Raw genomic sequence first — 22,488 nt, 5'->3', positions numbered from 1 at the left:
AGGTATAAACATCCAAATTTACACATGATTTGTTGATATACAAGAATTTCTACTTGTATAAGCAAGTCTACATCATGATATGCACTCCGATTTTTGGATAAATTTCTATATCATCCCATTATTTCCCTATATTTTACCATTCTGATATTCTCGACAAATAGTAATTTTTGAAAATGCCTAGACAACAGTTGTGAAAAATTAATAAATCAAATGAAAGGTTCCGTTTAGACTCGCACAATTAATCATTTTTCAAATAAAAAAAACATAGGCAATCTGAACTATTTCAGGCAACCTACCGTTTTTTTATTATCTTACTTGGAAAAAGAATAATTTGATTATTGATGAGCAATTTTCTTATTCTATTAAATATTGGCTATGTTAAAGACTGGTGTTGAAAATGACACACCTTATCTATATGCAAAACTATCCAGTTTTTTTTATAATGAAATTAATTCGTAGTTGTAAATTATTGTGTAACCTGCGAGAATCAAAAAACGGGGGTGCTAAAGTGAATAAGAAATGTTTAGAATCTGAAAGATTATTTCTGAAACCTTTATCTTTTCATGAATTACAATATATAAATAACAATGATTTAAATAAGATTGAAACTTCAATTGAATTAGAATCAATATTAGATTCTGTTAAATTAGCAATATCAAAGAAACTAATGAAAATGCAAAACATTAACGAAGATATTCATGAATGGTATACATATTGGCTGATTATTAATAAGGAGAATCAAAAAGGAATAGGTTTTATAGGGTTTAAAGGAGCACCAGATGTAAATGGTTATTCAGAAGTTGGATACAGTATTTCACCTAATTACAGAAAGAAAAGATTTATGACTGAGGCTTTAGAAGCATCAATAAACTGGGCTTATAGACTTCAAGGTGCTAAAGGTATAACCGCAAAAGTTCTAAAAACGAATGTTGGTTCTATTAAAGTATTGAATAATTGTAATTTTAAATTGGTTAGTTCTACTGAACAAGAGCATAATTATATTATTAAATTTAGATAAAATAAATCGTATGTATTACGCAATGTTCAAATATAACAACTAAAGAAGCCTGATTAATAGAGGCTTCTTTTAATATTGTTATAATATCAACACCATTCTTTAACATAACCTAAATATTAAAAGTATGAACCTGATTCCTTAATTTTTCAACCATATTTGCCAGGTTCCAAGCAGAAGCTGCAACTTCTTGCATAAAGAATGTTACAATTTCTTCTCATTACTTAGTATTCCAGTGATATTCCCGCAGTGCATCTAAAGTAAAATCATATTCCTCTCCCGTTAATCCAAGGAGAATGATATTATATTGTTTTTCGATTGTTCTAATTTGCTTTTGGTGTTCCTCCGTTAGCTGCGTTAGATTGAAATTCATTTGGGGTGGACCTCCAATTTAGTTTTTTCCTTATCGTTCCCACCATATTTTTTTTAATACTATAAGTGTCATTGATAAATAAACAGGTAACTCTTGTTCCCTTTTTGTATGAATACATGAGGAAATTACTCTCTAAGTTCAAATCCAATTAGGCTAAGCAACTTACTATTTTAAATAAATAATCACTCTTTGGTGAAAATTCTCCAGTATTTTTGGTGTGATGTGTTATGATATTAACTATTAGTAAACTACATCATTGTTTCAGTTAACATATATAAAGATGGAGGGATTTAATGTATAAACTTCGAGGTCATCATATCTTTTGCCTTTTGGGGTATCGCGGAATGGGCTATTCTCAAGAATATGTGGAAAATATGACACGTCTTCACCAGACATTACGGGAAAATCCGAAAATTTGGATTCAACTTGTAAAGGGTCCTGATCAACTATGCGAAAAATACCCAAACTCAGGTGAATACCACTGCCAAAATGAAAATATTCATAATAGAGATGCCGCAATTTTGGAAAAATTAGGTTTGAAGATTGGACAAATTATGCAGTGGAAGGACATTGAGTCACTAATCCGAAAGTCCACCGTTCCCACAGATATTCAAATTATATGTGAATCCTGTTCTTGGCGGTCGTATGGGATTTGCGAAGAAGGGGTCCAGGATATTCTTGAAGAGAAAGGATTAAGAGAAATTAAATAAGACTTTCTCATTGATTCAAGATTAACCTTTTGAATTGATCTATTTATTTGATCAGCGTGTTAACGGCATTAAGAACTATTTTTACTTATTCCGTCTGGTTTTTTTGAGGGTGAATTTAACATTTGATGAGTAGAACAAATGCTTATTTCAGCAAGTCAAAAATCAAAACTCCAAGAATAGAAATTTAAAAATTTCTCAAAAAGAGGTATCTTTACTTTATAAATATTGATGCGATGATAAATCCTATTATGAGTACTAGAATAAGTGTACAAATCCCTCTCCTACCTAAACACCTACTAAGTCAGCAAGGTTTCCAGTATCAATCCTATGAAACGCATCATTCATATTTCCCGTTGGGTTACTTTTTAACTCTTCTTGTTTAAGTCTTTCTCTTCTTCTTTCATTAACAACATCACCATTTTCTATTAATGCAGAATATATTTTCAAAAACGCTTTAGATAAATCCCTCTTTGGAAATTCACAACATTTTTAATATATTATGGTAATTTATTAAACTAAAAACACAATCTTACAGAAAGCTGGCTTTTTAAAATTCTCTTATGTAAAAATTAGAAAAAAGACAATTCTATTTCTACACTCGATCCATCTATCCCCCAGTTCATTGCTGCATCTTTCTGTTCATCGTTTTTTTGTTTTAGTTGAGTACTTTTGAGAAAAGAGGATGATATTCGGATGTACTTTATTCAGGGTGTTATATTTTCCTCGTCATCCTCATTTCAATCCACGCACTCATATAGAGTGCGACCCTTCTAATGTCTTGATGCCACAATAAGTACATCTATTTCAATCCACGCACTCATATAGAGTGCGACTGCTTTGGCTCCATACCGTACATTTTTGGAAGTTATTTCAATCCACGCACTCATATAGAGTGCGACTCTTCCTTTGATTTTCCTTCTTCATACACAACAAATTTCAATCCACGCACTCATATAGAGTGCGACTGCACATATAAAAAAAGATGATGTGATTGTTATTATTTCAATCCACGCACTCATATAGAGTGCGACCATATGTGGATTAAACCCTTTATATAAAGGAGGTATTTCAATCCACGCACTCATATAGAGTGCGACTATTTTCCCTTCAATATAACGGCTATTCATAGATATTTCAATCCACGCACTCATATAGAGTGCGACATGGTGTGAGTTTTGATATATTGCTAGATCACGAATTTCAATCCACGCACTCATATAGAGTGCGACATAACATATAATTAATTACATGTAAATAATTATATATTTCAATCCACGCACTCATATAGAGTGCGACTGTCTATTTCTAGTCATTCCAGTATCAGAAATAAAATTTCAATCCACGCACTCATATAGAGTGCGACGCGTAAAAAGGAAATCTTCGAGACTCTATCAAAATTTCAATCCACGCACTCATATAGAGTGCGACAGCAAAAGCGGAAGAACTCTTAAAAGGGGATTTATTTCAATCCACGCACTCATATAGAGTGCGACGGTACCCTCGCTGCACAGTAGCTCCGATTGAAGAATTTCAATCCACGCACTCATATAGAGTGCGACGGTACCCTCGCTGCACAGTAGCTCCGATTGAAGAATTTCAATCCACGCACTCATATAGAGTGCGACTTTTACTGGAAAGCCTAATTTTGTTATCGAAGCAATTTCAATCCACGCACTCATATAGAGTGCGACTTTAATGCGACAAAAGCTTATCAGAAGGCTTATATTTCAATCCACGCACTCATATAGAGTGCGACGATTCGCAGTGTGAAAGGAGCCATTTCCCTTCATATTTCAATCCACGCACTCATATAGAGTGCGACTGATGAGGATCAATTGAAAATGGAGCTAGATGAATTTCAATCCACGCACTCATATAGAGTGCGACTTAAAGAATTTGAAGGGTTTAATCCTGTCATATAATTTCAATCCACGCACTCATATAGAGTGCGACTTTGCTTCATCAAAACTTTGATAGCATCCTAAAGATTTCAATCCACGCACTCATATAGAGTGCGACATTGCATCTGTGGCGGTAAATGCTGTTATCATAATATTTCAATCCACGCACTCATATAGAGTGCGACGGTAAAACTATTATGGGCGGTTCCCCGGTCATCTATGATTTCAATCCACGCACTCATATAGAGTGCGACTGCAATTCTTTCTTTCGTACTTACGCCTAAAACTATTTCAATCCACGCACTCATATAGAGTGCGACATGAATATGGTAAAACCTTATTCCGATGAAGAGTATATTTCAATCCACGCACTCATATAGAGTGCGACAAAAAAAGATGGGAGTTTACAAAAAATCATCGAAATTTCAATCCACGCACTCATATAGAGTGCGACAGCGATTGAATACGCGATTCGTTTGGCTTTTGAATTTCAATCCACGCACTCATATAGAGTGCGACGTCATTGGGTTCGTACTGAAATTCAGTTTCGTGATATTTCAATCCACGCACTCATATAGAGTGCGACGGCAGTTATTTAACGGAACGTTGGTACCAGCTGAATTTCAATCCACGCACTCATATAGAGTGCGACGGCGCTATCGTGAACAGGAGCCAAAAATCATTGGTATTTCAATCCACGCACTCATATAGAGTGCGACATTAGATCCACCTCCTCTACCACGACCGAATAACATTTCAATCCACGCACTCATATAGAGTGCGACATTGTTAGAAATTATTTAAGGATTGATTTCGGATATTTCAATCCACGCACTCATATAGAGTGCGACGATGAAAACGCTGTCAATATTTTTTTACCCCGTTATTTCAATCCACGCACTCATATAGAGTGCGACAGGAGAGAAAGGATGATGTTCTCAACACAGGAAAATTTCAATCCACGCACTCATATAGAGTGCGACAGGGCTTATCTGTTCAAATTCTTGGCGATTTAGTTATTTCAATCCACGCACTCATATAGAGTGCGACAATAGATAACATTGAGGTGACGGTCAATGCTTGATATTTCAATCCACGCACTCATATAGAGTGCGACAGCGTCTTTATGTAGAAAACAATCATTTTATATGATTTTCCACATTAAAAACCACCTAATTCTTATATTATTTTAATAATAATTTGTAAAAAAAGAACATAAATGTAAAAAAATATGTATAATTTGAGGTGCGAATCTCCCTAAACATTCATGGGAGCTCTACAGTCGCACTAAATATAGATAATGAATGGATAAGTTTTTTTCACATCTCCCTTATATCCAATTATAACCATAACAAGAGATGTTTTTTATTATTATTTTGTGAAAAAAACGCCATCACAAGGAATTGCCAACAAATAAATAGCTATAAAGAGGAACTACCCCACAATACCAGAAATATCCAGAAATATAAATAATGGTTGATAATTCCAATTCATGGTGCTAACCTTTTACTAAATAAAATTAACTTGCTTAGGAGGAAACAAAAATGACTCGTTTCTTACGCCTTTTAACAGCTATAAGTTCTGCTATTTTATTTATCGTTCTTGTATTTATGAATTTACTGGGACTTTGGACAGCTAACTCTTCAATTCGAATCCTCTTTTTCTTTATTATGGTTGTAGCTATTTTCAATGCAGGTATTGAAATCGGTAAAAATCTAAAAAACAGGAACTAGTGATATTTATCGCCTTGATTTGTATAAGCGTATTATTTTTAAAACCATTATTATAATTCCTGTCCTCTCTTCAAGACATATAGATCCTTTAATCTTCAGAATCCCTCTCAAAAAATTCAAACCAACTTTTATAGATCTGTCTAATTCGTTAAGTAAAAAAAGTTTTTTAAAAAAACTGGTAAACTATCGACCTTTTTCGACTTTACCTCCAATTGTTTTTTCTCCTTTTCAATACATTAACATATATCTTCATTCCTATCAGCCAAATACTGGAAATATTTTCATTTCACTAAATCAATAATAAAATTTATCTCTTACCACTCAAATTGTTGTTAACTAGGAGCTATCTAGGGATAATAAAAAGAAAACTATGAATTTCATAGATCATTTAATTTTTTCAATTTTAATAAGGTTTTTATTTTCCACAGGATTATATTTGAAAAATGTAAATAGAAGTATAATTGAAATCAGAATTATTACAACCATTAGAATTTCTTTAGTATGTTTTTTTTCCTCTCTTTTTTGCTTTATTATTTCCCTATATTCATTTTGAATTTTATAATTTTTCTTCATTATAAAATCCCCCTCAATCAAAGCATGAATAATGATGAAATATAGATTGCAATACAACCAGCAAAAACTCCCATTGTTAAGTTTTAATTCAATCAATTTACTAAATTTTAACATATTAATTCCGAATATATTGAATTTTCCTATGAATATTCGTTGAAAAAAGTTACCATATTTTTTCAATATCAATTTCTGCCTATTCAGTAATCAGTGCCTGTTTTTCCTTTCCCATTAAATAAGCGTCAACACCTTCTTTAAGGTCTGAACGCTTTATAGATATATCCGTATGTGAAGGCCTGTTTTCTTTTTGATATTTATTGAACCTGTTTAAAATAACTCCAAACATGCCCTAAAAATAGAGTATCTTTTATTAACGAATCTCTTGCTCGTCAATAATTACCACCTCTTCTCATATAGGAAATACTCGAATTACTCTATCTTAAGTATAAAATTCTCATCTGGGGTTAACTTTATTGTATAACCACTATAAATGAGGAGTGCCTATGCCTAATAAAATGGAAGCCTTATTCGATTATTTAAAAACGAGATTTGACAGTGAGCCTAAATCGAATCTTCATATTGGTGAAGCAATGGGATGTTGGCTATATTTCACCGCACTTGCAGAAGAAATACCTGTCCTTGAATCTGCTTTAAACACCACTTCAGATAATGTTTTGGCAGAATATTAAAAGATCTTTAAGGCTTACAAATAAGCAATCAAAAATATTAAAAGATTTCATGATAAAGGAGGGTGTACCTCTCCCGGATACAACAGGAAATAAGCCGCACTCGAACCCTGATAGTATTCCTTTAGGAGTTAAGGCTACTGATACAGAAATCGCCAATTTAATCTCTGCCAAAATCGCAGCAAATATTGTCTTGTGCTCCACGAATATTAGCCAATGTATCAGAAGTGATCTGGGACTACTATGGATCCGGTTCCATTCAGAAAAGTGTATTTATGGAATGGACGTTAAAACAAAAATGAGAGAACATGGATAGATTAAAGTCCCCCCATACTACTATCCACCAGGGGCACCCAATTAATAAAGGCACCCCTAATTCCATTAAGGGCGAAAAGTTGATCAAACTTAGCTGATTAATCATCTTACTAATAAAGGTCATCCAATTGTTAGAATGGAGAAGGAGAATATTGACTTATATTTTTCTATCGTTGTCTTATTTAATCCTAATGATTATCATCCTTAAAATGCCGAAAAGATTAAGCCTGCAAGAATTTTATATAACTTTTCTTGTTGTTTCTTTCCACACCCTTTTAGCGGATATCCTATTTGCAGATATTATGGATCTATACGACCTAATGAGGATTAATGGTCCTCAATATTCAGATATAGTCATTCAAACAACGATACCTGCTTTATTTGGATTTATTTATTTAAACTTTATGCCAAAAGATAGATTTATTGGCTATTATATTTTCTGGATCGTTTTTTCGATCATTTACGAGCAAATTTCTCGATATTTTGGTTACATCGACTACAAAGGATGGAAAATATGGTATTCTGTTCTTTTTTATATGTACGCCTGTGCATTTATGCGCTTGCACCACAAATTCATTAGAAAGACGATTTATAAAGGAAAAAAATAAACTGATACTGCACTAAGAAAAATCTATGGCTATTTTCAGATTGTTATCGAGTTTTTAAAAAATGTGATGCCTAGGAAAATGATCAAAATGTTCAGTTCATAAAGTTCTCCTCAAAAAACTTTCACAGTTCCTTCATGTTTCATAACTCCAGAATTTTTACCATACTGTAGAATTAAGCTGAAAACATAATCTTTCTGGAGATGATTCTAATGTTTGTGAAGCAACGGAAGCCATTTACCTGCTATTTATTAATTTTTTTGCACATTTTTCTAGGAATTGGTGCTCTATTTGGTGGAGGTGTACTGATTGTTTCTCCTGACGGTTCGATATTGTCTATGCCTCTGAAAATGTTGCAAAATAGCCCCTTTAATAACTTTCTCATTCCAGGACTTATACTATTTGTAGGGTTAGGTCTGCTCCCTCTGATTACTGCATTTTTTCTTATCTCTGAAAAGCCGTCAAACTTCGCTGAAAAACTCAAACTTAATAAAGAAAATGATTGGTCATGGAATAGTTCGTTGTACATAGGTTTTATCTTAATTATTTGGATTACAGTCGAAATGTATATGATTCAAGGAGTTGCCTTTATTCACGTTTTCTACATCTTCCTTGGACTCTTCATTCAAGCCATTACTCTTCTCCCATCTGTTAAAAGGCATTACTTACAAAATCAATAGTTTCAAAATAGGAAAATCCGTTAGGAATCTTTATTCTCTAAGCTGTTCCGATATAAATATGCTATTGAAAAGATAAAACCAGTAAAGAAACACTTATTGTTATATAGGATAAACCTGTAAGACAAAAAGACAAATCTGCACTAATAAAAGTAAACAGTAACCATTTTACAGACGAGGGTAAATATTTAACCATTCCCATTGACCTCTTTTGATTCATTTGATTTCCAATAATAGTGGGCAAGTACATCTGAAAATACATCAATTGTATTATTGAGTTCATTCAAATTATTATCTACACCGCCAATTCAAGATTTTCTATGTAGTTTTTATTTTCTCTACCTACCACGAAATATAGGCTTGGGCTGATCTCCATCCTTTCTTTAGTAACTTTTGCGTCATATTTGTTTTATCATGTTTAACCCCAATCCCTTTACTCATTAAATTCCCAGCTAAGCGATCTCCCAAACTAATTACATTTACTCTTTCATCGGAGCTAATAGCGTCGTTAGGGTTTTTTGCATCTTTTAAGACTGGCAAAAATGATTTTACAGACAAAAAAGCATGGTCCTTAATCCCTTTGCAGTAGGGTATCGACCATGCTTTTTTTATAATGCCAACCAGCTGAGCATTTTTACTATATTTACATCAAAATCACCTAATATCTCTCTTTTTATGCTATCTCGCGACCAAATCCGTAATGAATTGTAGTTCCCATCCTATAGTAAAAACTTTGTTTATGGTTTAAATCCATTAATTCTTGCCAGTGGATAATTTACCCTAGGGCCAGAAAAACTATTCATATACATTATCTGGCAATTTTGATTAAAGAGAATAAAGAATCTTTCAATTCTAATAAATCAGCACTTGCATAACTAGCATTAACCCACCAAAACCTAGAACAAATAGTACAACTGGCCAAACGAATCTAAACCAATGAGAATACTTCATATTCAACATTTGTAAGGTAGCCATTACTAATCCAGTCGGTGCCAAGAAGAGCATAGCATACTGTCCAAATTGGTAGGCAGTAACAATCACAAAACGTGGGATATCCACAGTGTCAGCTAAAGGGGCAAGGATAGGCATAGAAAGAACAGCTAATCCAGAAGACGATGGAACAATAAATCCAAGAACAAAAAAGATCAATAACATAACCAGAATAAAAATTGGCCCACTTACATGCGTAACAAGAGAAGATGAAAATTGAAGTATCGTATCAGAAATCAAACCTTCATTCATCACGAGATTAATCCCTCGAGCAAGACCAATAATTAAAGAAACACCCACTAAACTCGATGCACCACCTACAAACGCATCGACTACGCCTTTCTCGCCTATACCATTTCTTCCCGTAGCAGTTAAGAACATAATGATAATAGCAAATGTTAAGAATGAAGCAGCCATGGTAGGAAACCACCAGCCCTGAGACATAACGCCCCATACCATAATCGGGAATCCTACGACAAACAATGTCAAAATCAATTTTTTACGTACTGTAAATGAAGAATTTTCGTTGCCTTCAGTCGATGTTACAGACCACATTTTATTGAATTCATCACGATCTTCATATGAATAGGAGAACTTAGGATTAGCTTTCACTTTCTGAGAATACCAACGTAAATAAAGGATCACAAAAATAGCTGCGACAACACACCCAGCAATTCGCCAAGTAAGACCTTGAGTGAAATTTATACCTGCAGCATTAGATGCAATGACCACGGAAAAAGGATTAATTGTGGAAAATGCGGTACCAATAGAGCTTGCTAAGAATATTGCACCTACACAAACGATAGAATCATACCCCATCGCTAAAAACACAGGAACTAAAATTGGATAAAATGCTACGGCTTCTTCCTCAATACCGCATAAAGTTCCACCTATAATCATTAAAATAGCGACCAAGAATATTAAGAGAAACTCACGCCCCTTAGTTTTTTTCGTCAAAGCCAAAAGTCCAGATTCGAACGAACCACTTGCCTTGACAACACCAATCAAGCCGCCTAAAACCAAAATAAATACCATAATATCAACAGCCTCAGTTGTCCCGCGTACCATACTGCTTGTTATGGCTTCAGGTCCTGCTGGCCTTTGTTTCAATCTTTGATAGGTGTTTGGAACAGAGACTGGTTTAGTTATTCCTCCTGAAGTAAACTGGGTGACGTCAATCTTAACACCAAGTTTGTCAAGCTCTTCTTGCGTACTAGGGATACTTTTGACTTTTCCATAAGGATCAGTAATTTTCAATTGAGAACTAGACTGATCATAAGATAACTTTGAATAAGACCCTGCTGGAATAGCCCATGTCGCTATCACAGCAACAATTGTTAAGAAAAACAAGATGACAAATGCTCCGGGCATTCTTAATTTAAATCTCTTTTTAGGGTCCTTTTCTGTGCTATTTGCTACACTATATGCTACATTTACATTGTTCATAAGGTCATCTCCTCTGTAAAAATATAATCGTATAAGGTTGAATTTCATAGTTTTAAAAGAGAGCATATTTCCTTGAAATTTTGAACTTTTGCTTATGCAGTACGAAATAGATCTTTCATTTTAAGTTACAGCGAAAAGTCGAAGGGGCAATTTTTTTCGACTTTCTTTAGATAATGTAGTTAGTGATTCATATTTTTTAACGTGATAGAAGCGTATGTATCAACGAGAAATTAGCAACTTTTGATAAGTGGAACTCCACCTATTTGTGAAGTCCCACTTATCAAAAATAGCATGGAGACAGTTGTGATTTGATTGCCAATATTGACTTTTGGATTTAATGTTTTTTAGCTTGCTAAAAGCACTTAAAGTTGCTGCAGATTTATTTGTCGCAACTGATCAAGGTGTCCGCAATCACAAATGAATCCTTTCCGGAATGTCTCAATGGTATGATAACCACGTAACTAATTCATTTTTGTGGGAATCAGCGCCAGGCCAGAGGCAACAATCGATCATGACTGTTCTTTCAATTCGTTAGATCTGGACAAATGATAAAAAAGCTGCAGACTAGAAAGGCCTTGAAATAGAACCGTCATAAATTTATTTTTTGATACGAGTACCAATTTTTCCAGCTAAGGCTTCATCTAGATGGTCAAGTGAAGTAATCAACGCAGTACCATTTGGATTTTCATCCACAAAGCTTAAGCAAGCCTCAACTTTAGGCAGCATACTCCCTTTAGAAAATTGATTTTCCTTGATAAATTCTTTTAATTGCTGAGTGCTGGTTTCTGTTAATGCGGATTGATTTGCTTTTCCATAGTTCACATAGACAAAATCAACAGCGGTTAGAATGATCAATTGATCAGCAGCAAGTTTTCCAGCTAATAGTGCACTTGATCTATCCTTGTCAATAACTGCTGGAACTCCTGTATAGTTACCATGGTTTTTCACAACAGGCTCACCGCCACCGCCACTTGCAATCACTAAAGTATTAGCTTCAATTAAGTGGTTAATACTTTTAAACTCTACGATCTCTTTTGGTAAAGGTGAAGCTACAACTCTCCGGTAACCACGACCAGCATCTTCAACAAAAACATAGCCTTTTTCTTTCGCAATTTTTTCTGCAGTTGTCTTGTCATAAAATGAGCCGATTGGTTTAGTAGGATTGGAAAAAGCTGGGTCGTTTGGATCGACCTCGACTTGAGTAATCAAGGTAACTACTTCTTTAGTCAATTTATTTTTGCGTAATTCGTTTTGTAAACTTTGTTGCAAATGGTAGCCAATGTAACCTTGACTCATCGCCCCGCATTCTGGGAATGGAAAAGCTGGAGATTGACCGTGCTCAGCTGCATAGTTCATCCCTAGATTGATGATACCTACTTGAGGGCCATTACCGTGACTGATAACCACTTGATGGCCTTTAGAAATCAATCCTACAAGAGAAGCTGCCGTTTGTTGAACCAGCTCTAATTGTTCTTCAGGGGAATTTCCTAGTGCATTTCCACCTAAAGCAACTACGATCTTAGCCATTCAGTTTCCTCCTTAATCTCCTAATGTTGCAACCATTACAGCTTTAATAGTATGCATCCGGTTTTCTGCTTCTTGGAAAACAACTGAAGCAGAGCTTTCAAAGACTTCGTCACTGACTTCCATTTCTTTCAATCCATATTTTTCAAAAATTTCATTCCCAATTTTGGTTTTCAAATTATGGAAGGATGGTAAGCAATGCTCGAAAATTACATTAGGGTTTTGCGTTTTATCCATCATTTCTTTGGTCACACGATAAGGTTCTAATAATTTGATTCGTTCTTGCCAAACATCATCTGGTTCCCCCATGGATACCCAAACATCTGTATAGATCACATCAGAATGCAGTACACCTTCATCAATGTCATCTGTGACTAGAATGGAGGCTCCAGTTGTAGACGCAATTTTTTGACATTTGGCTAATAATTCGTCAGTTGGATTTAATTCACTTGGACAAACCAAATGGAATGTCATACCCATGATTGAAGCACCAATCATCAACGCATTTGCTACGTTGTTACGGCCGTCACCTACATAAGTAAAGTGAATTTGATTATAAGGCTTCTTTAAGTATTCTTTAGCGGTTAAGAAATCTGCCAATACTTGTGTAGGGTGATCTTCATCAGTTAAGCCATTCCATACAGGAACGCCAGAATATTTAGCTAAAGTTTCTACTGTTCGTTGCGAGAATCCGCGATATTCAATACCATCAAACATTCCCCCTAGCACTCGTGCAGTATCTTCGGCGCTTTCCTTCTTCCCCATTTGGCTTCCAGTAGGGCCTAAATATGTGACATGTGCACCTTGATCATAGGCTGCCACTTCAAAAGCACAACGAGTCCGTGTGGAATCCTTTTCAAAAATCAACGCGATGTTCTTCCCACATAATTTCTTTTGTTCAAGACCTGAATATTTGGCTCTCTTCAGATCTTCGGATAGATTCAACAAAAATTCCATTTCTATTGGTGAAAAATCCAGTAGTGTCAAAAAGTTTCGGTTTCGTAAATTTTTCATTGTTTGTTCCTCCTTTAAATTCTATAATCAAAGTGTATTTGGAGGCTTCAAAAAACTTCAAAAAGATTCGACAAGTTTTTTTGAAGGCCACTGAAAAATTCCTACTAAATTAAAAGCTAAGACGAAACAACACAATATGTTGAAAATCAACATTCTTTAAATACTAGTTGTAGATATTCTTATAGGCTGTTTTTGATGGCTAAGTACTTTTTCAGCAATCTCGTTTTTTGGGGGAGGGTTTTTTTATGCCGTTTTTTTCTCGCAACATTAATCAAGATAAAATCAAGAGAATAAGCGTTGCTGCAGCTTGTATCGCATTGGCGGCACAAATTAATATGACGTTTTTTGTGGATGGCTTCATTTTGACCCTGTCCGTCATCTTATTACCCATTTTTTTATATTTTAATGATGATCTAAATCCGATACCATTAACACTTGGAATTGCAATTGCTTCACCTTTTTTCCGAGGACTTCTGCTTTTTATAACCAATAATTATGCTATCGAAACAATTGCTCAGTATATATTTACCGATATTGCTTTTTATCTTTGTTACGGATGTGTGTATTATTTTTTATACTGGCACCGCGCATATCGCAATGATAGTTCTTTCTTTTTTACTATTGTGCTGTGTGATTATATTTCTAATATCTTAGAAGTTAGTCTGCTGTTGAATTTTTCAAATTATAGTCTACGTTTATTTAAAATATTGTTTTTAGTAGCGTTGCTACGCAGTCTTATTAGCTGCTTTATTGCATTTTTGTATCATTACTTCACGCTTATGATTAGAAAAAAAAGTCATGAGCAGCGGTATTATTACTTTTTGTGGTCAGTTTCAGCAGTTAAAAGTGAAGTATATTTTATGAATAAGAATATTAACGAAATCGAAAGAATCATGAAAAATGCTTATTTACTCAATAAAGAGCTTTCTAATGAAAACCCTTCCAGCAAAAATGGAAGTATTGCGTTAGATATTGCCAGAGACGTACATGAAGTAAAGAAAGATTATCAAAATGTTATCAAAGGTCTGGGGAGTTATTTTGAAGTAGAAAATGACTCATTTATGCGTTTAAGCGATATACTGAAAATCGTCTTGATGCATTCACGCAGTCTTATCAGAGAAAGAGAATTGGATATTTTGATTACGGTCAAGAACCAAATTGATCTACAAATAAATAATCATTACTACTTGGTTTCAATCTTGTCGAATATTATTGCAAATAGCATTGATGCAATAGGAAATCAACATGGAGGCTCAATAACAGTAATTGTCAAGGATCAGGGAGAGCAGTTGCTAATAAGTATCTCTGACAACGGTCCTGGTATTCCTTCAGAGATAAAAGATATGATCTTTCAACCGGGTTTTTCTACTAAATTTAATCAATATACTGGAGATATTTATCGAGGGATTGGCTTGTCGCACGTTAAAATAATTATGGCAGAACAATTCGGTGGCAATATAAAAGTTGTTTCTGAAGAAGGAAAAGGAGCAATCTTCTTTTTAACGTTTAACAGGGAAAAACTAACTATGGGGGAACAGTCATGAATTTTTATATTATTGACGATGATCTTGCAGTTACAATGATCTTGCAAAGAATCGTGGAAGAAAACATGAACAATCAGGTAGTTGGAAAATCGGTATCGCCTAAAATAGCCTTAAATGAACTGATGTTACTGAATGTTGATATTGTTTTAGTAGATTTGTTAATGCCCGAACTAAATGGTATTGCATTAGTTGAAGCACTTTGCAAAGCTAAACCTGAGTTGAAATTTATTATGATTTCACAAGTACGAGATAGTGAATTGAGAGAAGATGCTTATAAAGCTGGAATCGAATTTTTTATCGATAAACCAATCAATATTATTGAAGTCCGGACAATCGTTGATCGTGTAAAACAAAGTATTTTGATGGAACAAAAGCTGAAGAAAATTCAAAACTTATTAGGATCTTCTTCAAATGGCTATTCAAATTTAAACTCAAATCAGTTTAATGAGACAAAAAAAAAGGTACGATCTATTCTGGGTTTTTTAGGAATAACTTCTGAAGCAGGTTATGCTGATATATTAAATATTAGTCAAGTAATGATCGAACAAAATATTTCTTTTCAATCTATCAACTTTGATCAACAATTTGCTTTAGACTCTCATGAAAAGAAAATTATTTTTCAGCGCGTTAGACGAGCTATAAAAAAGGGCATGGTAAACCTTGCTAATTTATGCCAAGATGATTTTGACAATGAATTAACTATTGAGTGTGCGAACACTCTCTATGGGTATAAAAATATCCACAAAGAGATTCTCTTCTTGCAAAGAAAATCGTCAACCGGAGGCAAAGTATCTCTAAAGCAATTTTTTGATGGCTTAGTAATGCATGCCAATAATTAATTGCAGTTTTAGGGGTTCCGGTCCATAGCCATCAAGATAAGAAATCAAGTCCCCCTAACGACTCGTTTTTTATGTCTTAGTGCATGAAAACCATGTAAAATAAGGGGAAAAGCTGCATTCTTTGAATTAGACAATCACTTGAACGACCAACAATATTTTTAAGATGCTGCCTTATTTAGAAATCTAAATAAAGCAACAGTACTCAAACAAATTTACTATTGAATTTGGTAATTTCGGCATTAATGGCTATATACAGGTGGCGGAATACCCCATTGTAACAGGGGGAATTAAACTCATCAAAAATCGGAATTTCGAGGTAACCTTCCTTGGAAAGAAAAAAATGAACAATAACCATTCCTTTTGTAAACTAAGGGTATAGAATTAGTGCAATTCTTACTACTGAATAAATGTGAAATTACATTTTTAAATATTAAAAGAGGCTGAATCCTTACTGGTAGAAATGATTCAGCCCCAATGCAAGAATGGTTCCGACTGGTCTCGAACAAGCGACTTCTACCCTGTCAATTTTACTTTTTGGATTTTAACTAATTTAACTGAATTAAATAAGTTCAATAAAGATTGATATATCAAGTTTTAAATGTTATATAAAAGCAATTCAGTTAAATAAATTCAACTCAGAAAATTAATTATGTTAGCAAGTTGGTGAATAGGTGACCTCTTATACTCTTTCTTACTAATACAGTTTGAAATATAATAAAACCTCTAAGTTTCCACACTCCACGTGTGTAGTGTGCTATCTGTAGACACCTAATAATTGAGTAGTGGAATTCACCTATTGTTCTATGCGGTTCACCGTAACGCTTTAAAGGTAGCCAAATAAATTCCAAGCGTGATTGGCATATTTCTTAATGATAACGCAGAAAAAGGATGGATTAGTAATAACGAGACCACTGAAAAAGTACGAATGAAATGAAAATTAAGACGTTCAGCTACAATATGTTGAAGATTAACGTTTTTTATCTACTAGTTATAGATGTTCGGAGAGGTTGTTTGTTGTGAGTAAATACTTTTTCAGCAATTTCAGTAATAACACCCCCTCCTTTTACTCGTCTGTCTTTTATGAATTACTCATTTACATCTTCAAAAGAAGTATTGCCACAAATCTATAAAGGGACTGAATAAGCCGACTATCTTATTCTGCTTTTCATCACTTAACTGATAGAACAATGAAATGCCTGCAAATGTAGTTGCTGCTATAGATAATACAACTGTAATAATTGAAAGTCCAAAAGTCCTTCTTCTTAGAGAGTTGTTTGTTTTAATTTCAAGCAATTGAACGGTGTCATCTATCATTTTTGCAAAATTTCGGAAATGTTCATATGTTTTATCAACAATATACTTAGTGTTATCGACAATCATTTCAGTTGCACTCATACCATTATATCTACGGTTTGATGGTTCAAATTCAGCTATTTTATTTATTTTAGATTTTACTCTATTAAAGTAGTTATCATCAATTTCATTTTTAAATCTTTTAAGTATCTGCGAGTTTCGTTCTAATTCATACCTTATATTTATCAATTTATGATACTTAGGTTTTTCCTTTTGTATTGATGAAAAAGTCCTATTTTGTTGTATAGCAATCTTCTGGCTGGAATCTACCGTATACTCTCTCATCACCATAATCGGTAGAAATAAATTCGCAAATTCTTCTAACAAATAAACAATCTGAAAGTCAAATGAATGATACATTGGTTCCCGTTTAATTAATGAGTTACAAGTAACCTTTAATGAACTATCTATAAAATATGGCCTACTTCCTTCGGTAAATAGCTGCCAGTAACCATCCTTAGATATGTCGCTAAAAGGTCTATCCATTCCGATTGAATGCCAGAATGAACTTCTTTTCTCATGTTCATCAATTTTAAAAATAGATGAAGTTTGATTCAACTTGTAGACTTCGATACTTGGAGGAATCAGTTTATTATTTGTGAAATACAAGGGAAAGTATTTACTGATTTCTTTCATTGTCCTCCATTTTAGTTCTATAATTAAATCTTCTAACATCTGATTCTTTACAATATCATACGATAAGCCTTTCCCTCCCCAAAACTTAAATAAACTCTTAAAACTAAGTTCAAATGAATGACCCTCTTTTATATCACTTTGAATTAATTTCTTATATTCACTAATGAATTCATCAGAAGGATTTATAACAAATTGTAAAATAATAGAAGATGAAGATAAGTGTGTTCCATGGATGTGGATGTCTTTTACAAAATCTGAAACTTTTTTCTCCTTAGTGAAATCTATAAAACCAAAGTTACTCCAACGTCCTCCATGAATGCTCTTTTTCACCTCATTACAAAATTCATCTACATGCTCAGCTTGTCCATGTTGAAAACGAAATGGATAGTTTTTCACCAGTTTTTTTAGTCCTTTATTTAGCTTATCCACGTTCTCAATTGGTATATATTCAGCTACGTACACAGAAAGCAAATCTAAGTCAATGTCTTGAGGGATTTCAGATGTACTGAATCTATCACTTTCCCAATCTTCTACACTAATTCTTGCTGATTCTAACACTTTAAGAATGTATTTTGACTTTGTCTGCCAATTCTCATCCAATGAAATCCTTTTAATATAGGGAACGATAAAATCAGTAAACTTTTTATTGAATTTTCCTTTCAAACTTAATCTATTACGACTGTATGGATTTTTTATCTCTATCATTTTTACCCCCAAAATCCTTTGATAAAATTGTAACAGATGTGTACAACATATTGAGTTCTTACAAATAATAGTTTCCTAGTTAGAAAATGATTAATACTTCAGTATTGTGCAATTTTTTTCTAATATGAATTGTGGGCTCTAGGTTACTTTGTATGGTTAGAATACCTCTATATCTAAATCTCCTTCGCCAAAGCCAAACTCCACTTGCCCTTTCTCTGTAAATAGTGACTCTTCACCGTTTATTAACCTTCACAAGACTGCTTCAACCTTTATCACATCATATATTCCTTATTCAATTGCTTCCATAACAACAGCATCCATCTTGACCTTTTTAAATGCCTTGTCTAATCTTCTTCTTGATCATTCATATTTCTTTTAACAGCCTCTTCAAATCTAGTAAGGCTCATTCTCGAAAACGTATGTCCGATCAAAAGCAATGTCTTACTCAATTTTATCACACCAATCTAGCTACTCTTCAATCATAACTTCCGTGACAGAAAAAAGAAAAAAGGTTTGTAATAAAGATTTATTACAAAGGCTTAATAGTATCAAATTCAATAAGAAAAAGTAAGAGGGCGGTTGTACGGGTACAATTACCTATTATTGTTTGAATATTTGATTGGATGTCTAACCATAGCTTATTGAACCAACAAAATAAGCTACAGAAAACGACATTTGAACCGTAATACAGTAGCCTTTATTATCTCCAATCAATTAGCGTTTGCCTCTCTTGTTACAATCTCCTGCAAAAACATTTAGATGTCCTCCCTTTCCCAAATTTCAAGTAACATTCTTAGCTTTATGTTCATTTCAGGGAATCTCCTGTATTTTTCTATTCCCCAAATGTACGATGGTGAGTATCCTCCAATAATTCGAGACATATCCTGTAACGAAAGATTGTGTGCCAAGCGATATTCACGCAAAGACCTCCAAAGTCATCAATAACCTTATTAATCCTTTTCATTCTTTTTTTCCACATTGCTTATTTTGATATCCTCCCTATAATTACTGGCAGTTTTCCCAGTACCTTTTATTTTTGTGAACCTCTTATTATACACATGTATGTTATTTGCCATAACAATCAATGGAACCAGGAATATTTCTTTTCTATGACTCTACTATATAGATATAAAGAAAAAGTCATCCAAAACTAAAGGAGTGATAAAGATGACCTCAGAGGAATTCATGAGTTTATCAATGAAAGATAAGCTAAAGACTGTGAACAAAATGCTAGAAAAAGAAGAGAAAGACCATTTGAAAAATTTTAGTGAGAAGGTTGGCATTCCATACTCAGACTTTACGAAAATCATGATGGATAATGACTACCAATACAACCAAACTAGCAAGAAATACGAGAAGCTAATGAGCTTAGAGGAATATGAAAAAAAATCTCCTGTTCGGGATAAACTTGGAAGATAAATCTAATGGAACGCTGAATTTCCTTGAAGAACTGATGCTAGACTAAATAGTAGACACATATCAACTATAACGAGGTGTGTCTGTATGGGTAGACGATTCGAAGAGGAGTTTAAAATTGAAACCGTAAAGTACATTAGTGAAAACAATAAGCCTGTAGCTCAAGTTGCCAGAGAAGTGGGCGTCAACGTCAATACTTTACATGGCTGGGTCAAGAAGTATGGCGAACAACCAGAGATAAAGGCTGTAAAATTGTAATTTTAAAATGAACAGTGCCTGTCACCCTCGAATGCCGAAGCTTTCGACAAAAAAGCAGGTTGTGACTGGCACTTATTTAGAATATCTTTCCACAAAATTTACACTTGAGCGGGAGGTCTGACCCCAAATTTTCAGGAGAGGGTACATTTAAAAACTATCTTTTCCAAATGAGTTTTTCCAATCCTCGGTAAATTGGCACACACTTTTATCCGTATATAGAGAATTTACGAGTTTCTCAATAATCTCAGGATTGCAAGTGACCGCCTGAGCTCCTGCTAAACTACATTGATGAACTTGACTAATATTTTTGAAACTTGCCGCCAACACACCAGCTTGTAATCCGTATAAAGATAGTAAATGAACAATATCCGAAACTACCTGCACCCCGTTTCTTGAAGCATTATCAATCCTGTTTACATATGGAGCAATATATTTAGCCCCACACTTGGCTGCCATTAATGCTTGTTGAACTGTAAATACAGCTGTAGCTAAAACATTATAGCCATTTTCCGATAATGTTTTCATTGCTTTATACCCTTCTTTAGTTACAGGCACTTTAATGAAAATATTTCCCTCGATAAGACCACGGATCAACTCTGCTTCTTTAACCATTTTCTCTGCAGTTTGGGCTACCACTTGAACGTGCAACATTTTTTCATTACCAATGATGGAGTGGATTTCCTTCAATACATCGATATAATCCTTTTTCTCTTTTGCCAATATCGTCGGGTTCGTTGTCACACCGTCAATTGTGTAATATTCATTTAATTCGCGTATTTTTTCAACATTTGCGGAGTCAATTAAAATTTTCATCATGATCTCCCTATTCTAATTTATTTTGACAAAATGGCCTGGATAATTATACTAATGAATTCATACAGAAACCTTGCATCTATTAGCAGCTTTTAATCTCTCAATAATAGTACGATAATTTTCCATTTTTTTAAAAAGGCAGGATGTCCCCAGGATAAAACCTTCAACGCCTTTTCTAGATAATTCCCTCACTTTTTCTGCAGAAATGGCCCCGTCAACATAAATTTTAAAATCATATTCTTCTTTTTTGGAAACTATTCGATTAATTTTATTATCGACAAATTCCAAATATTTTTGCCCGGCAAACCCCGGGTTGACCGTCATCACAAGGACAATATCAACGATTGGCAACAATTCCTGTATTGTTTCCATCGAAGTTCCGGGATTTACGGCAATTCCGGCTTTAATCCCTCTCTCTTTGATTTTCAAAATTGTCCGTACAGGGTGAAGATCCGCCTCAGGATGGAAATATATGATATTGACACCTTTATCCTTAAAAAAATCAATATAATTTCCTGGATTTGCAATCATCAAATGAGCATCTACCGGTCTTTGTGTCAAAATCCTGATGGTCTCCAAATCCATTAACCCCATACCAAAATTCGGCACAAAGTTTCCATCCATAATATCGATATGAAAACAATCAATCCCAGCCTCATCCAGCTGTTTCACTTCAGTTTCCAAATTGGTAAAATCGGCACACATCATAGAAGCGGCTAAAAATACATTTTCCATCATAAACGACCCTTCTTTTATTTGAATAAACATGATACAAACTTTTCTCTATTCAAGTCTACTAATGACAACTTGTATTCCACGAATAAAAAATTGCGACTTAAATAAATCTATTTCTGCTTGTGGTAGCGTTTGTGCATTTTGCAATTGATACTCTTTTCCCAAGTTTTCATATTTTTTTCTGCCGTATTGATGAAATGGCAAAAGATGGGCCTTCTATATTTGTAAGTCATTTAAAAAATGAATAGTTTCTTCCATATTTTTCTTTGTAGCGGTATATCCTGGTATTAGAGGAATCCTTGGAATGACTTTTATTCCTTGATTAACAAGCCAAGCGAAATTCTACTTCACGGTTATCAAATTGGCCCCCGTTATTGTTTTTAGCAAAAAGGGATATTGCTAGATTATTTACGAACATCCCGTCCATTACATCACAATGCAGCCAATCAATCCCGGCATCTAAAAGCTCTTCCAGTTCTTCTCCCAATCTTAACTGATCGGCACACATGATTGAGGCAACCAATTTTTCCATTTACCATCACCAATTTTTTATTTTTGCAAGGGGAAAAATAATGGATATTTCTCCCCCCCTGCTCCTCGCCATTTTTATTTCAATGTCTCTTTAATGTC

At 34.1% G+C, this 22,488-nt stretch carries 22 protein-coding genes, 1 pseudogene and 1 CRISPR repeat array; of the genes and pseudogenes, 11 read left to right on the top strand and 12 right to left on the bottom strand.

What is annotated here, in order from left to right; all coding sequences use genetic code 11:
• Positions 1-508 precede the first annotated feature (508 nt).
• Positions 509-1,018 carry a GNAT family N-acetyltransferase gene (locus tag ACE38V_RS01370; protein WP_375839339.1) on the top strand — a complete coding sequence of 170 codons (510 nt, stop codon included), beginning with the start codon at positions 509-511 and terminating at the stop codon, positions 1,016-1,018.
• A 217-nt stretch (positions 1,019-1,235) separates the two neighbouring features.
• Here the strand turns inward: ACE38V_RS01370 and ACE38V_RS01365 are convergent, their stop codons facing one another.
• Positions 1,236-1,388, bottom strand: coding sequence for a hypothetical protein (locus ACE38V_RS01365; RefSeq protein WP_375839338.1), 153 nt, complete (start codon positions 1,386-1,388; stop codon positions 1,236-1,238).
• Positions 1,389-1,681: 293 nt separating this feature from the next.
• Between ACE38V_RS01365 and ACE38V_RS01360 the strand changes: the two genes are divergently transcribed.
• Positions 1,682-2,098 carry a DUF1284 domain-containing protein gene (locus ACE38V_RS01360; protein WP_375839337.1) on the top strand — a complete coding sequence of 139 codons (417 nt, stop codon included), beginning with the start codon at positions 1,682-1,684 and terminating at the stop codon, positions 2,096-2,098.
• A gap of 285 nt (positions 2,099-2,383) precedes the next feature.
• Here ACE38V_RS01360 and ACE38V_RS01355 read toward each other — a convergent pair whose 3' ends face one another.
• Positions 2,384-2,545, bottom strand: a complete 162-nt coding sequence (locus tag ACE38V_RS01355) for a DUF6366 family protein (RefSeq protein WP_375839336.1) — start codon at positions 2,543-2,545, stop codon at positions 2,384-2,386.
• A gap of 287 nt (positions 2,546-2,832) precedes the next feature.
• Positions 2,833-5,116: direct repeats of the CRISPR family, unit length 32 nt; unit sequence ATTTCAATCCACGCACTCATATAGAGTGCGAC.
• 427 nt (positions 5,117-5,543) lie between these two features.
• Here ACE38V_RS01355 and ACE38V_RS01350 point away from each other — a divergent pair.
• Positions 5,544-5,732: a hypothetical protein gene (locus ACE38V_RS01350; protein ID WP_375839335.1), complete on the top strand. Its 189-nt coding sequence runs from the start codon at positions 5,544-5,546 to the stop codon at positions 5,730-5,732.
• Positions 5,733-6,116: 384 nt separating this feature from the next.
• Here ACE38V_RS01350 and ACE38V_RS01345 read toward each other — a convergent pair whose 3' ends face one another.
• Positions 6,117-6,305 carry a hypothetical protein gene (locus ACE38V_RS01345; protein ID WP_375839334.1) on the bottom strand — a complete coding sequence of 63 codons (189 nt, stop codon included), beginning with the start codon at positions 6,303-6,305 and terminating at the stop codon, positions 6,117-6,119.
• A gap of 500 nt (positions 6,306-6,805) precedes the next feature.
• On the opposite strand from ACE38V_RS01345, the gene ACE38V_RS01340 reads away from it, so the two are divergent.
• From ACE38V_RS01340 to ACE38V_RS01325, 4 genes are all read left to right on the top strand, one after another.
• A complete protein-coding gene (locus ACE38V_RS01340; RefSeq protein ID WP_375839333.1) occupies positions 6,806-6,991 on the top strand; it encodes a hypothetical protein in 186 nt (61 codons plus the stop codon).
• A complete protein-coding gene (locus tag ACE38V_RS01335) occupies positions 6,972-7,304 on the top strand; it encodes a DUF3231 family protein (protein WP_375839332.1) in 333 nt (110 codons plus the stop codon). Before ACE38V_RS01340 ends, ACE38V_RS01335 begins: the two co-directional genes overlap by 20 nt.
• Before the next feature lie 151 nt (positions 7,305-7,455).
• Entirely contained in the window at positions 7,456-7,911 is a 456-nt protein-coding gene (locus ACE38V_RS01330; RefSeq protein ID WP_375839331.1) for a hypothetical protein, read from the top strand.
• Between the two features lie 209 nt (positions 7,912-8,120).
• Positions 8,121-8,588, top strand: coding sequence for a hypothetical protein (locus tag ACE38V_RS01325; protein ID WP_375839330.1), 468 nt, complete (start codon positions 8,121-8,123; stop codon positions 8,586-8,588).
• Positions 8,589-8,927: 339 nt separating this feature from the next.
• On the opposite strand, the gene ACE38V_RS01320 is transcribed toward ACE38V_RS01325, so the two are convergent.
• The 4 genes from ACE38V_RS01320 to argF form a co-directional block, all read right to left on the bottom strand.
• The gene (locus ACE38V_RS01320; RefSeq protein WP_375839329.1) at positions 8,928-9,143 is read right to left on the bottom strand and encodes a stage II sporulation protein P; all 216 of its coding nucleotides are present in this window, start codon (positions 9,141-9,143) and stop codon (positions 8,928-8,930) included.
• Between the two features lie 294 nt (positions 9,144-9,437).
• Positions 9,438-11,021 carry a YfcC family protein gene (locus tag ACE38V_RS01315; RefSeq protein ID WP_375839328.1) on the bottom strand — a complete coding sequence of 528 codons (1,584 nt, stop codon included), beginning with the start codon at positions 11,019-11,021 and terminating at the stop codon, positions 9,438-9,440.
• Between the two features lie 597 nt (positions 11,022-11,618).
• Positions 11,619-12,548, bottom strand: a complete 930-nt coding sequence (gene arcC, locus ACE38V_RS01310) for a carbamate kinase (protein WP_375839327.1) — start codon at positions 12,546-12,548, stop codon at positions 11,619-11,621.
• Positions 12,549-12,560: 12 nt separating this feature from the next.
• Positions 12,561-13,559 (bottom strand): ornithine carbamoyltransferase, encoded by a 999-nt coding sequence (gene argF / locus ACE38V_RS01305; protein ID WP_375839326.1) that lies wholly within the window; start codon positions 13,557-13,559, stop codon positions 12,561-12,563.
• Positions 13,560-13,804: 245 nt separating this feature from the next.
• Between argF and ACE38V_RS01300 the strand changes: the two genes are divergently transcribed.
• Positions 13,805-15,103 carry an ATP-binding protein gene (locus ACE38V_RS01300; RefSeq protein ID WP_375839325.1) on the top strand — a complete coding sequence of 433 codons (1,299 nt, stop codon included), beginning with the start codon at positions 13,805-13,807 and terminating at the stop codon, positions 15,101-15,103.
• Positions 15,100-15,942 (top strand): DNA-binding domain-containing protein, encoded by an 843-nt coding sequence (locus tag ACE38V_RS01295; protein ID WP_375839324.1) that lies wholly within the window; start codon positions 15,100-15,102, stop codon positions 15,940-15,942. Before ACE38V_RS01300 ends, ACE38V_RS01295 begins: the two co-directional genes overlap by 4 nt.
• Positions 15,943-17,043: 1,101 nt before the next feature.
• On the opposite strand, the gene ACE38V_RS01290 is transcribed toward ACE38V_RS01295, so the two are convergent.
• Positions 17,044-18,636, bottom strand: coding sequence for a hypothetical protein (locus ACE38V_RS01290; RefSeq protein WP_375839323.1), 1,593 nt, complete (start codon positions 18,634-18,636; stop codon positions 17,044-17,046).
• 1,167 nt (positions 18,637-19,803) lie between these two features.
• Here ACE38V_RS01290 and ACE38V_RS01285 point away from each other — a divergent pair.
• The gene (locus tag ACE38V_RS01285) at positions 19,804-20,055 is read left to right on the top strand and encodes a hypothetical protein (protein ID WP_375839322.1); all 252 of its coding nucleotides are present in this window, start codon (positions 19,804-19,806) and stop codon (positions 20,053-20,055) included.
• Positions 20,056-20,139: 84 nt separating this feature from the next.
• Positions 20,140-20,310: a transposase gene (locus tag ACE38V_RS01280; protein ID WP_375839321.1), complete on the top strand. Its 171-nt coding sequence runs from the start codon at positions 20,140-20,142 to the stop codon at positions 20,308-20,310.
• Between the two features lie 147 nt (positions 20,311-20,457).
• Here the strand turns inward: ACE38V_RS01280 and ACE38V_RS01275 are convergent, their stop codons facing one another.
• From ACE38V_RS01275 to ACE38V_RS01260, 4 genes and pseudogenes are all read right to left on the bottom strand, one after another.
• Positions 20,458-21,123 carry a transaldolase family protein gene (locus ACE38V_RS01275; protein ID WP_375839320.1) on the bottom strand — a complete coding sequence of 222 codons (666 nt, stop codon included), beginning with the start codon at positions 21,121-21,123 and terminating at the stop codon, positions 20,458-20,460.
• A gap of 60 nt (positions 21,124-21,183) precedes the next feature.
• Positions 21,184-21,858, bottom strand: coding sequence for a ribulose-phosphate 3-epimerase (gene rpe / locus ACE38V_RS01270; protein WP_375839649.1), 675 nt, complete (start codon positions 21,856-21,858; stop codon positions 21,184-21,186).
• 48 nt (positions 21,859-21,906) lie between these two features.
• Positions 21,907-22,062, bottom strand: coding sequence for a radical SAM family protein (locus ACE38V_RS01265; protein ID WP_375839319.1), 156 nt, complete (start codon positions 22,060-22,062; stop codon positions 21,907-21,909).
• Between the two features lie 190 nt (positions 22,063-22,252).
• Positions 22,253-22,390 (bottom strand): annotated as a pseudogene (locus ACE38V_RS01260) (ribulose-phosphate 3-epimerase); the annotation flags it as partial.
• Positions 22,391-22,488: the final 98 nt, after the last annotated feature.

Origin of the sequence: Cytobacillus sp. Hz8, from assembly GCF_042263505.1 — a bacterium.
GTDB lineage: Bacteria > Bacillota > Bacilli > Bacillales > Cytobacillaceae > Bacillus_BE.
This window is presented reverse-complemented; position numbering and strand designations above follow the sequence as displayed.

Bases quoted from the DNA above. Each gene is read 5' to 3' on its own strand.
- argF (WP_375839326.1), bottom strand. From the start codon at position 13,559: ATGAAAAATTTACGAAACCGAAACTTTTTGACACTACTGGATTTTTCA.
- ACE38V_RS01360 (WP_375839337.1), top strand. From the start codon at position 1,682: ATGTATAAACTTCGAGGTCATCATATCTTTTGCCTTTTGGGGTATCGC.
- ACE38V_RS01275 (WP_375839320.1), bottom strand. From the start codon at position 21,123: ATGAAAATTTTAATTGACTCCGCAAATGTTGAAAAAATACGCGAATTA.
- arcC (WP_375839327.1), bottom strand. From the start codon at position 12,548: ATGGCTAAGATCGTAGTTGCTTTAGGTGGAAATGCACTAGGAAATTCC.
- ACE38V_RS01315 (WP_375839328.1), bottom strand. From the start codon at position 11,021: ATGAACAATGTAAATGTAGCATATAGTGTAGCAAATAGCACAGAAAAG.
- ACE38V_RS01285 (WP_375839322.1), top strand. From the start codon at position 19,804: ATGACCTCAGAGGAATTCATGAGTTTATCAATGAAAGATAAGCTAAAG.
- ACE38V_RS01300 (WP_375839325.1), top strand. From the start codon at position 13,805: ATGCCGTTTTTTTCTCGCAACATTAATCAAGATAAAATCAAGAGAATA.
- ACE38V_RS01280 (WP_375839321.1), top strand. From the start codon at position 20,140: ATGGGTAGACGATTCGAAGAGGAGTTTAAAATTGAAACCGTAAAGTAC.
- ACE38V_RS01325 (WP_375839330.1), top strand. From the start codon at position 8,121: ATGTTTGTGAAGCAACGGAAGCCATTTACCTGCTATTTATTAATTTTT.
- ACE38V_RS01365 (WP_375839338.1), bottom strand. From the start codon at position 1,388: ATGAATTTCAATCTAACGCAGCTAACGGAGGAACACCAAAAGCAAATT.
- ACE38V_RS01290 (WP_375839323.1), bottom strand. From the start codon at position 18,636: ATGATAGAGATAAAAAATCCATACAGTCGTAATAGATTAAGTTTGAAA.
- ACE38V_RS01345 (WP_375839334.1), bottom strand. From the start codon at position 6,305: ATGAAGAAAAATTATAAAATTCAAAATGAATATAGGGAAATAATAAAG.
- ACE38V_RS01340 (WP_375839333.1), top strand. From the start codon at position 6,806: ATGCCTAATAAAATGGAAGCCTTATTCGATTATTTAAAAACGAGATTT.
- ACE38V_RS01350 (WP_375839335.1), top strand. From the start codon at position 5,544: ATGACTCGTTTCTTACGCCTTTTAACAGCTATAAGTTCTGCTATTTTA.
- ACE38V_RS01295 (WP_375839324.1), top strand. From the start codon at position 15,100: ATGAATTTTTATATTATTGACGATGATCTTGCAGTTACAATGATCTTG.
- rpe (WP_375839649.1), bottom strand. From the start codon at position 21,858: ATGGAAAATGTATTTTTAGCCGCTTCTATGATGTGTGCCGATTTTACC.
- ACE38V_RS01335 (WP_375839332.1), top strand. From the start codon at position 6,972: ATGTTTTGGCAGAATATTAAAAGATCTTTAAGGCTTACAAATAAGCAA.